This is a genomic window from Saliniramus sp. (genome assembly GCF_035311605.1).
Lineage (GTDB): Bacteria > Pseudomonadota > Alphaproteobacteria > Rhizobiales > Beijerinckiaceae > Saliniramus.
In genome coordinates, this window is the sequence record NZ_DATGCW010000004.1 from 1 (window position 1) to 9,064 (window position 9,064).

General features: G+C 65.5%; 10 protein-coding genes. 1 reads left to right on the forward strand and 9 read right to left on the reverse strand.

Annotated features, from left to right (window positions below; translation table 11 throughout):
* The 8 genes from mnhG to VKP01_RS00145 form a co-directional block, all read right to left on the reverse strand.
* The coding region (gene mnhG / locus VKP01_RS00110) for a monovalent cation/H(+) antiporter subunit G (protein ID WP_324409612.1) at positions 1 to 496 on the reverse strand (496 nt) is incomplete at its 3' end.
* On the reverse strand, positions 496 to 786 hold the full coding sequence (locus VKP01_RS00115; RefSeq protein ID WP_074443642.1) for a monovalent cation/H+ antiporter complex subunit F: 291 nt from the start codon (positions 784 to 786) through the stop codon (positions 496 to 498). The genes mnhG and VKP01_RS00115, both read right to left, overlap by 1 nt.
* Positions 779 to 1,123: a Na+/H+ antiporter subunit E gene (locus VKP01_RS00120; protein WP_324409613.1), complete on the reverse strand. Its 345-nt coding sequence runs from the start codon at positions 1,121 to 1,123 to the stop codon at positions 779 to 781. The genes VKP01_RS00115 and VKP01_RS00120 overlap by 8 nt, the downstream gene beginning before the upstream one ends.
* Positions 1,123 to 2,709 carry a Na+/H+ antiporter subunit D gene (locus VKP01_RS00125; RefSeq protein ID WP_324409614.1) on the reverse strand — a complete coding sequence of 529 codons (1,587 nt, stop codon included), beginning with the start codon at positions 2,707 to 2,709 and terminating at the stop codon, positions 1,123 to 1,125. The genes VKP01_RS00120 and VKP01_RS00125 overlap by 1 nt, the downstream gene beginning before the upstream one ends.
* A complete protein-coding gene (locus VKP01_RS00130; RefSeq protein ID WP_324409615.1) occupies positions 2,702 to 3,139 on the reverse strand; it encodes a sodium:proton antiporter in 438 nt (145 codons plus the stop codon). The genes VKP01_RS00125 and VKP01_RS00130 overlap by 8 nt, the downstream gene beginning before the upstream one ends.
* Complete coding sequence (locus tag VKP01_RS00135) at positions 3,136 to 3,555, reverse strand: MnhB domain-containing protein (protein ID WP_324409616.1); 420 nt, start codon at positions 3,553 to 3,555, stop codon at positions 3,136 to 3,138. The genes VKP01_RS00130 and VKP01_RS00135 overlap by 4 nt, the downstream gene beginning before the upstream one ends.
* A 3-nt stretch (positions 3,556 to 3,558) precedes the next feature.
* Positions 3,559 to 5,898, reverse strand: coding sequence for a hydrogen gas-evolving membrane-bound hydrogenase subunit E (gene mbhE / locus VKP01_RS00140; RefSeq protein ID WP_324409617.1), 2,340 nt, complete (start codon positions 5,896 to 5,898; stop codon positions 3,559 to 3,561).
* A 289-nt stretch (positions 5,899 to 6,187) separates the two neighbouring features.
* Positions 6,188 to 6,991, reverse strand: a complete 804-nt coding sequence (locus tag VKP01_RS00145; protein WP_324409618.1) for an MOSC domain-containing protein — start codon at positions 6,989 to 6,991, stop codon at positions 6,188 to 6,190.
* A gap of 113 nt (positions 6,992 to 7,104) precedes the next feature.
* Here VKP01_RS00145 and hemW point away from each other — a divergent pair, with 113 nt between their 5' ends.
* Complete coding sequence (hemW, locus tag VKP01_RS00150) at positions 7,105 to 8,298, forward strand: radical SAM family heme chaperone HemW (protein WP_324409619.1); 1,194 nt, start codon at positions 7,105 to 7,107, stop codon at positions 8,296 to 8,298.
* A gap of 21 nt (positions 8,299 to 8,319) precedes the next feature.
* Here the strand turns inward: hemW and VKP01_RS00155 are convergent.
* Positions 8,320 to 9,064 (reverse strand): EAL domain-containing protein (locus VKP01_RS00155; RefSeq protein WP_324409620.1); only part of this gene is annotated, 745 nt, incomplete at its 5' end.

Below are 9,064 nucleotides of genomic sequence, written 5' to 3' on the forward strand. Positions count from 1 at the left end.
AGATGGCGAAACGGACCGCGTCATAGCCGGGTTTCGCGAATGCGTCCGCCTCCGCCGCCCTGTGTGCCGTATCGGGCTTTGCCGCAGCGCCGGCATGGTCCGTTGCGCCGCCCAGCATCGACTCCATCCGGCGCTCGAAGGCAGCCTCGCCGCGCGCTTCGAGCGGCACCTCGCAACGTGGCAGCACGCCGTCGAGCGCATCTTCACTGCTTTCCAGCGGTGCACCGGAAATATACGAGGCGCGCCCCAGCAGGTGACCGGCCACGGGCAGCGTCGCCAACAGGAAAAGAAAGGTGATGCCGGCGACGATGACGGCATCCGTCTGCCCCATATCGATGGCGACGCCCACGAGGACGAGGCCCGCACCGAGCGTGCCGGCCTTGGTCGAGGCATGCATGCGCTGGAACGGATCCACGAAGCGCAGCACGCCGATCGTCGCCACGCAGAGAAAGCCGACGCCGACGAGCTTGAAGAGAAAGGCGAGAACCGCGAGCATCAGGACTTCCTTTCCTTCTTCTCGAGGAAGGAGGCGAGGGCCACCGTGGCGAGGAAGGCGATCAGTGCAACGCCGAGCCCCACATCGAGGAATTCACGCCGCAAGGTCACCGCTGCCGTCAGCGCGCAGGCCGCCACCGCGATGCCGGTCAGCATGTCGAGGGCAACGAAGCGATCGGCATAGCCGGGCCCCACGATCATGCGCACGGCGGCGCCGACCAGGGCGATGACCAGGATCACCAGCATCACGACGGATGCACCGGTGACGAAAGCATCGATGGATTCAAACATCTTCGATCCTCCGGATCAGCCCCTCGAAGGTTCCCTTGATATCCTGCGCCACGGCCTCGACGCCGGGATTGTCGAGCACGTGTACATAGAGCGTCTTGCGGTCGTCGGAGACATGCAGGGAGGTGGTGCCGGGGGTCAGCGAGACCAGATTGGCCAGCGTGGCGATGCCCAGATCCGTCCGCAGATCGAGCGGGACCGCCACCACGGCCGGTTTCAGGCTCTCCAGCGGCGACAAGGCAGCGATGGCCACGCGCCAAGCGGACTGGATCAGCGCGATGATGAAGACGACGAAGAGCTGGCCGAGCAGAGCCAGACGAAGTGGATTCAAGAGCGCCATCACCGGATCTCCTCTTCGACGCCGTCCACCGGACCGTTATCGATCATCTCCGACTCCGCAGCCTCGCCCGCAATCAGGGCGCCGGCCTCCGCAGCCGCCTCGGGACCGAAGACCGGTGCGATGTAGAGCGGCGGATCGACCAGCACGTCGGCGGCGTTGCGGGCATAGGTGACGAAGGGATCGGCGAAGAGGCCGATGGTCATGGTCACCGCGCCCAGCATCGCGATCGGGATGATGAAGGCCAGGGGGACATGACGCCGCCGCGACGGCTTCACCGGCGAGGCCTTCCAGAACGCCTCCATCCAGATCTTCATCATCGAGAACAGCGTCAGCACGCCCACGACCAGAGCCACGGCGGCAAGCCAGTAATACTCGGCCCGCAGGGAGGCGTCGATCACGAGGAACTTGGCCCAGAAGCCCGACAGTGGTGGCAGGCCGGCCAGCGACAGGGCCGGGATCAGGAAGAGAACCGCCAGCCAGGGATGCGATTTCAGCAGGCCCCCGGTCTTGCGCAGATCGTCCGAGCCGCCGGCCGCGCGAATGGCGCCGGCCAGCAGGAACAGATTCGCCTTCACGATGATGTGGTGGATGATATAGAACGAGGCGCCCGCCCAGGCGATCGGCGTGGCGATGGCGAGCCCCATCAGCATGTAGCCGATCTGGCTGATGATGTGGAAGGACAGGATACGCCGGATGTTCCACTGCACCGCCGCGCCGAACACGCCGGTGATCATCGTCATCGCCGCGATGAAGGTGAAGACGTAGCGCAGCGTCTCGCCCTCGATCAGGAAGAGCAGCGTGAATGTCCGGAAGGTGGCATAGACACCCACCTTGGTCAGCAGCCCGGCGAAGATCGCCCCAACCGCGAAGGTCGCGGTGTGGTACGAGGCCGGCAGCCAGAAGAAGAGCGGGAACAGACCGGCCTTGATGGCGAAGGCCGCGAGAAACAGCATCGCCGCCGTCATCAGGCCCGGTGTCATCGTCATGCCCGGCAGGACACGCGCCAGATCGGCCATGTTGAGCGTGCCGGTGGCACCATAGAGCAGGGCCAGACCGATCAGGAACAGGATCGTCCCGAACAGGTTGAGGATCCCGTATTTGATGGTGCCGTCGAGCTGTTCGCGGCTGCGGCTGATTACCAGCAGGCCAAGCGAGGTGATCAGCATCACCTCGAACCAGACATAGAGGTTGAAGGCGTCGCCGGTCAGGAAGGCGCCGTTCACGCCCGTGATCATTCCGTGAAACAACGGGTAGAACCCGGCGCGCTCATGGCGCGCGCGCACGTCGTAGAAGCCGAAGATCCCGACCGTCAGCGCCAGCAGACCGGTGATCGCAACGAGCGCTGCGGCCAGCGGATCAGCCACGAAACTGATGCCGAAGGGGGGCGCCCAGCCACCGAACTGCTTGGCGATGACGCCCTGTTCGACGACGGTCATGGTCAGCTTCACCGAGGCGGCGAAGAGCAGCACCAGGCCGATGAAGCTGATGATGCGCTGGGCTTTGATATTGTACCAGAAACAGGCCGCGAGCGCCGCCGTCGTGATCGGGATCAGGACGGGCCAGAGCAGATCCAGCTGATCAGCCATTGGTCTTCACCTCGTCGCTCTTCCTGCCGGCGGCAGCGGGTTCTTCGGCGGGTCTTCCTTCCGGAGGCAGGAAGGGCGAGCCCATATCCTCCGCCGCCGTCATCTCGCGTGCATCGAGTGTATCGAGGCGCTTGTAGGCCGCGACCAGAAGCGCCACCGCGAAGGCGGTCAGTGCGAAGCCGATGACGATTGCCGTCAGCGCCAGCGCCTGGGGCAGGGAATTGGCGGCATCCAGCGCGAGTTGCTTGTCGCCCAGCGGAATTACCGCCGGCTGCATCGAGCCGATGCGCCCGGAGAAGAAGATCAGGAAGATCGCCCCGTTGGTGAGCAGCGCGAGACCCAGAATGACGCGCACGACATGGCGCGACAGCATCAGATAAAGCCCGCAGCCCGAATAGGCGGCGATCGCGGCAGCGTAGAGGAAAGTCATCCCTGCTCCTCTTCGTAAAGGCGGAACATGAAGGAGAGCACCCCGCCGACGACGACGAAATAGACGCCGATATCGAAGATGAGCGTGGTGCCGAGCTTGAGATCGAACAGCCCGAGCGACAGTTCCAGCCATTGATGCTGGAGATAGGAACCGTTCAGGACGACGCCGGGCAGGCCGCTCACGGCGGCGAGCACGAGCCCGACACCCATCAGCACCGCCGGATGGATCCACAGGCGCCTGCGCGCTTCCTCCGCGCCGACGGCGAAGGCGAGCGTGGCGAAGGCGGCGGCACCCATCAGCCCGCCGACGAAGCCGCCGCCGGGCTCGTTATGGCCGCGCAGCAGGATCCAGAGCGAGACCAGCAGCATGACGATGAAGAAGATCCGCGTCGAGGCGACGAGAATGATTGAACGCATGGATCAGCCCCCCTTCGCCGGCATGCCGGCCGGTTTCTTCTTCGCCACGTTGTGACGCCGCAGCAATGCCCAGGCGCCGAGGGCGGCGAAGGCGACGACGGCGATCTCGCCGAACGTGTCGAGCGCGCGGAAATCGACGAGGATGACGTTGACCACGTTGCGCCCGAATGCTTCGGTGTAGCTGTCTTGCGCGAAATATTCCGGGATCACCGGGTTGAACGGTACCGCCGCGATCCACAGCACGCTGGCGAAGATGGCGAGCGCGAAGATGCCGGCCAGCACCGCGTCGAAGCTGCGCTCGCCACGGCTGCGTGTGGTGCGGAAGACGAGCGGCAGGCGCAGCAGCACCGCGGTGACGATCACCATGAACAGGGTCTCCACCGAGAACTGGGTCAGAGCCAGATCCGGCCCACCGTTGAGCAGGAAGACGAGCGCGAGGCCGTAGCCGGCCAGGCTGACACCGATGATCGCCGTGACCAGCGAGGTCGTCAGCGCCGCAACAATGCTGCCGACAACGATCAAGCCGGTCACACCGACCATGTAGATGCTGAAATCCTCATGCGGGACGCTCGGGAACACGGGCCCCTGACCCGCGATCAGCCCATAGCCCATGGCGAAGGTGACGACAGTGGCGATGACCAAGGTGTAGATGCGCAGATCGCCGTTCTGCAGCCTGAGCGTCGACCAGCGCGCCAGTGCCAGGGTGCTGTCCAGCACCCAGTAATAACCGCGATCGGTGAGCAGGCGATCGAAGACGCGGCGGCGGCGCAACGCGATATGGATCGGATTCCAGTATTTCGCCAGAAGCAGTCCGAGCACGACAACGAGCGCGGAGAGGGCCAGCATCGGCGTCAGCCCGTGCCACAGATAGAACGAGGCGTCGAGCGGTTCTCCGTAGATCGCCGAGGCTGCCGGCTGGATCAGGCTCTTGGCGACCAGCCCGGGAGCGAGCCCGAAGATCAGCCCGGTAATGCCGAGTATCACCGGGCCTACCGTCATCCCCGTCGCTTCGCCGTGATGCACGTGCAACTCGCGGCGGGCCGGGCGGAAGAACGGGCGCATCACCACCACGACGGCGATTGCTACCATGACCGTGTTCACCAGAACGCCGATCAGCACGGCGATGGTGGTGAAGGTGGATTCGAGCTGGGCTTCGAAGAGGTATTCCTTGGAGATGAAGCCGACCGATGGCGGCAGGCCGGCGGCGGAGATCGCGGCAAGCACCGTTGCGCCCGCCGTGATCGGCAGGACCGAGGCCAGCCCCCCGAGCCGGCTGAGCCGCGGCTCGCCGGTGGCGTGGATGACGATGCCGGCGCAGAAGAACAGGGCCGCCTTGTAGAGCGCATGCGCCAGGATGAAGCCGACGGTCGCTACCGCCGCGACCTCCCCCTCGAGACCGATCAGCATGGTGATGGTGCCCAGCGAGGCCACGGTCGAGAAGGCGAGGACGGCCTTGAAGGCCGTCGAGCGCAGGGCCTGAAGCGCGGCGATCAGCATGGTCGCGCCACCGAAGGCGACGAGCGTCGGGCCGAACCAGGCGGCCTGGCTGAAGATCGGCGCCATGGTGGCGAGCAGGAACACGCCCAGCTTCACCATGGTGGCGGAATGCAGATAGGCCGAGGCCGGGGTCGGCGCGGCCATTGCGTTGGGCAGCCAGAAATGGAACGGCACCTGCGCGGATTTGGTGAAGGCGCCCGCCATCATCAGGATGATGATCGCGCTGAAGAGCGGGCTCTGCGTCAGCGCGGAGGAATCCGCCATGAGCGTGCTGATGGAGAATGTATCTGCCGTCACGCCGATCAGGATGATGCCGGCGAGCAGCGACAGCCCGCCGCCAACCGTGACCAGCATGGATTGCAAGGCCGCCTTACGGGCGGCGAGCTTGGTCGAATCGAAGCCGACCAGCAGGAAGGAGAGCAGGCTCGTCATCTCCCAGAAGACGAACAGGGCCATCAGGTTGTCGGCGGTCACCGTGCCGAGCATCGCGCTCATGAAGAGCAGGATGTAGAGCAGGAACTGCGCCCGGGCGAACGCCGGTTTCTCGTCCATGTAGGAGGCGGCATAGAGCGCCACCAGCGCGCCGATACCGCTGATCAGCAGCGCAAACAGCAGCGAGAACCCGTCGAGCCGGATCGTGAGATCAATCCCCAGAGTGGGCACCCAGGGGTTCACTTCGATGATCGGCGCCTCGCCCACAGCAGGCAACTGCATCAGGAAGAACAGGAAGAGCAGGGCCGGGACGGCCACGACGAGAGCATTGCCGATCGTTTTCGAGCGCGCCGCGACGAACGGCGCGAGGATTGACCCGATCAGCCCGAGAACGAGCGCTAACGTGACGGACAAGAGCCTGGCCTCCATCTCTTTCACCCCCGGCCCGGACCATTGCGGCCGTGCCGGTACATGCGTCCCCTGTCTTGCCGGACGCTGCATGCGCCCTCTGGGCAGAACATGAGCCCTCCGGCAAAACCCGTACCAGATGCGGCTTAACCCGCGCGTCTTAGCAAAACCTTGCGCCCATGCGTGTTTATGCGCGATCGCCGTGGCGCATGATGCGCAGCCGTGTCCGCATTCCCGAACGATTCACCCCGGAGCACGTTCGGATTTCCGGACATGGCTCCACGAAGCGCTGCGTTCAAAACGGCAATCCGCCCTGCTCCCGCTCCCGCTCACTGCTCACCGTAAGATGCGCGCCTGCGGCAAGACTGCCCGGCGCGATCACCTTCGCATAGATGCCGCAATCCATATGGCCGAGATGGCGCATCAGCGCCTGCGGGATGGAAAGATCGCGCAGGCCCGTCCCCGGATCGACATTGGTCGCGGCACAGCGCACGATCGGACTCGTCACTGCGAGCCGCAGGCCGGATGGCGCTTCGAGCACCTTGCCGACGAGATCGAACTCGCGCCAGGCAGGCAGACCGGTGACGTGGATATTGCCGCGAAAACGAAGCGGATCGACCGGTGCCCCGACCATGCCCTCGATGGCGGCGATGCTCGCGAGATTGATCAGCGAGACGAAGCCCTCGCGCGAATCGGTGAAGCGAAAGCCGGCCGGTGCGGCGAGCAGGGCGGCATCACCGCGCAGGTCGTCGCCGGGCACCTGCCGCGCGACGAAGGCAGCGATGGCGTGTGCATCCTCGGGATCGTCGCAGCGCGCCGCGATCCGCGCGCCGCCTTCCGCCTCGATCACGAGCGTATCGGTTGCATCGTCGTAGCGGCTGCGCAGGCGTGCCAGCGCCTCGTTGCGCATCAGCATGAGATAATGCGTCTTGGCCTTGTGGCGCGGATCGGCGGGATCGAAGCCCGAGGGGCCGTTCTCGATGGCGAAGATCCGGTCGCCGGGAAAATACCCGCCGGTTTCCAGTCGCACCTGCGGCACGGGTTCCGGCGAGAGGCCCTTGACGGGATAACGGTGAAGACTCGCGATGCGTATCGTCATGCGAACGGGTTAACGGCGCGGGCGCCCGCCTGCAAGCGCGATCGGCATGAAGACGAGCGCCTGCGCGCAAAAGCGTGGTTGCCAAACGCCTCGTGTTGCAGCAAACCACCGGCATGATCGCGCCTTCCGCCTCCACCCTTGCCGCAATCGACCACCCGACCCGCGATGCCGGGTTCGGGGTGTATCTGCATTGGCCGTTCTGCGCGGCCAAATGCCCCTATTGCGATTTCAACAGCCATGTCCGGCACCGTCCCATTGATCAGGGGCGTTATCTGGAGGGATTTCGCCGCGAAATCGCCCATATGCGCGAACTCACGCCCGGGCGTCGGGTCACCAGCATTTTCCTCGGCGGCGGCACGCCCTCGCTGATGGATCCGGCCACCGTGGCCGGTCTGCTCGATGCCGTCGGCGAAGCCTGGAGCGTCGACCGCGACGTCGAGGTGACGCTGGAGGCCAATCCCACCAGCGTCGAGGCCGAGCGCTTTCGCGGTTATCGCGCAGCGGGGGTGAACAGGGTCTCGCTCGGCGTGCAGGCGCTTGATGATGCCGCCCTCAAGGCCTTGGGGCGGCTTCATACCAGTGCCGAAGCGCTGGCTGCCGTGAAGATGGCGGCGAGCGCCTTCGAGCGTTATTCATTCGATCTGATCTATGCCCGCCCCAGCCAGACGCCGCAGGGCTGGGCGCGCGAGCTCGAAGAGGCGATCGGGCATGCTGCCGAGCACCTGTCGCTCTATCAGCTCACCATCGAGCCCGGCACCGTCTTCGAAGCGCTGCATCGCGCCGGGCGCCTCACCGTGCCCGATGACGAGACCGGACGGGCCCTGTTCGACATCACCCAGGAGATCTGCGAGCGCCACGGCATGCCGGCCTACGAGATCTCCAACCATGCCCGCCCCGGCGCGCAATCGCGGCACAATCTGGTCTATTGGCGCTACGGCGAATATGTCGGCATCGGCCCCGGCGCCCATGGCCGCGTCGTCACGCCGCTCGGGCGGATGGCGAGCGAGACGGAAAAGCATCCCGAGGCGTGGCTCGGCATGACCGAGAAACAGGGCCACGGGGTCACGGTTTTCGATGCACTCACCCGCGAGGAGCAGGGCGACGAGTTCCTGGTGATGGGGCTGCGCCTGATCGAGGGAATCGATCCGCAACGCCTCGCTGCGCTCTCGGGCCGGGCATTGCGGCGCGAGCGGATCGAGAGCCTGATGGCGCAGGGACTGGTGCGCGAGGGGGCGGACGGGCGCCTCGCCGTGACGCCGGAAGGGCTGCCCATCCTCAATGCGGTGGTGGCGGATCTTGCCGCGTAATGCACCCGCGCAGGATGTTCGTCACACCGGTCCGGTCGCCGCCTTGCGGTCCGGGTACAGCTGCGCCAACAGTTGTGGCCCCGGATTGTCTTTAAGCATGAAATGCGGCACGCGGCTGGCCGCCATCGGGCGGGCGAACAGATAGCCTTGGCCCAATTGGCAGCCCGCTGCGGCGAGGAATGCCAGTTCCGTCTCGGTCTCGATCCCCTCGGCCACGACCCCGAGCCCGAGGCTGTGTGCCAGTTTGATCGTCCCTTCGAGAATTGCCTCGGCGCGCGTGCTCTTGCCGACCCGGCAGACGAAGGAGCGGTCGAGCTTGATCCAGTTGAGCGGAAACTGGTCGAGATGAGTCAACGAGGCGTAGCCCGTGCCGAAATCGTCCAGCGAGACCTGGATTCCGGCCTCCCGGAAACGGCGCAAGGCTCGCGAGACTGCCTGCGCGCCATGGCCGAGAAAGACGTTTTCGGTGACTTCCACCTCGAGCCTCTGGGGCGCGATGCCGGCCGCGTCGAGCACGGCGATGACGCTGTCGGCGAAGCGCGGATTGAGAAATTCGGCATTGGCGATGTTGAGCGCGACGGTTCCGGTCGCGATGCCCGCTGCATCCCAGCTGCGCATGTCGTCGATCAGGCGATCGAGCATGCGCTCCCCGATCGCCACGGAGAGTTCGGGATCGGAGAATGCCTCGGCGATTTCCATCGGGCTGCGCAGCCCGCCTTCGGGATGGCGCCAGCGCAACAACGCTTCGAAACCCGGCACCGAACCG

Coding starts and splice junctions, on each gene's coding strand:
- VKP01_RS00115 (WP_074443642.1), bottom strand. CDS start 786: ATGTTTGAATCCATCGATGCTTTCGTCACCGGTGCATCCGTCGTGATG.
- VKP01_RS00120 (WP_324409613.1), bottom strand. CDS start 1,123: ATGGCGCTCTTGAATCCACTTCGTCTGGCTCTGCTCGGCCAGCTCTTC.
- VKP01_RS00125 (WP_324409614.1), bottom strand. CDS start 2,709: ATGGCTGATCAGCTGGATCTGCTCTGGCCCGTCCTGATCCCGATCACG.
- VKP01_RS00130 (WP_324409615.1), bottom strand. CDS start 3,139: ATGACTTTCCTCTACGCTGCCGCGATCGCCGCCTATTCGGGCTGCGGG.
- VKP01_RS00135 (WP_324409616.1), bottom strand. CDS start 3,555: ATGCGTTCAATCATTCTCGTCGCCTCGACGCGGATCTTCTTCATCGTC.
- VKP01_RS00145 (WP_324409618.1), bottom strand. CDS start 6,991: ATGACGATACGCATCGCGAGTCTTCACCGTTATCCCGTCAAGGGCCTC.
- hemW (WP_324409619.1), top strand. CDS start 7,105: ATGATCGCGCCTTCCGCCTCCACCCTTGCCGCAATCGACCACCCGACC.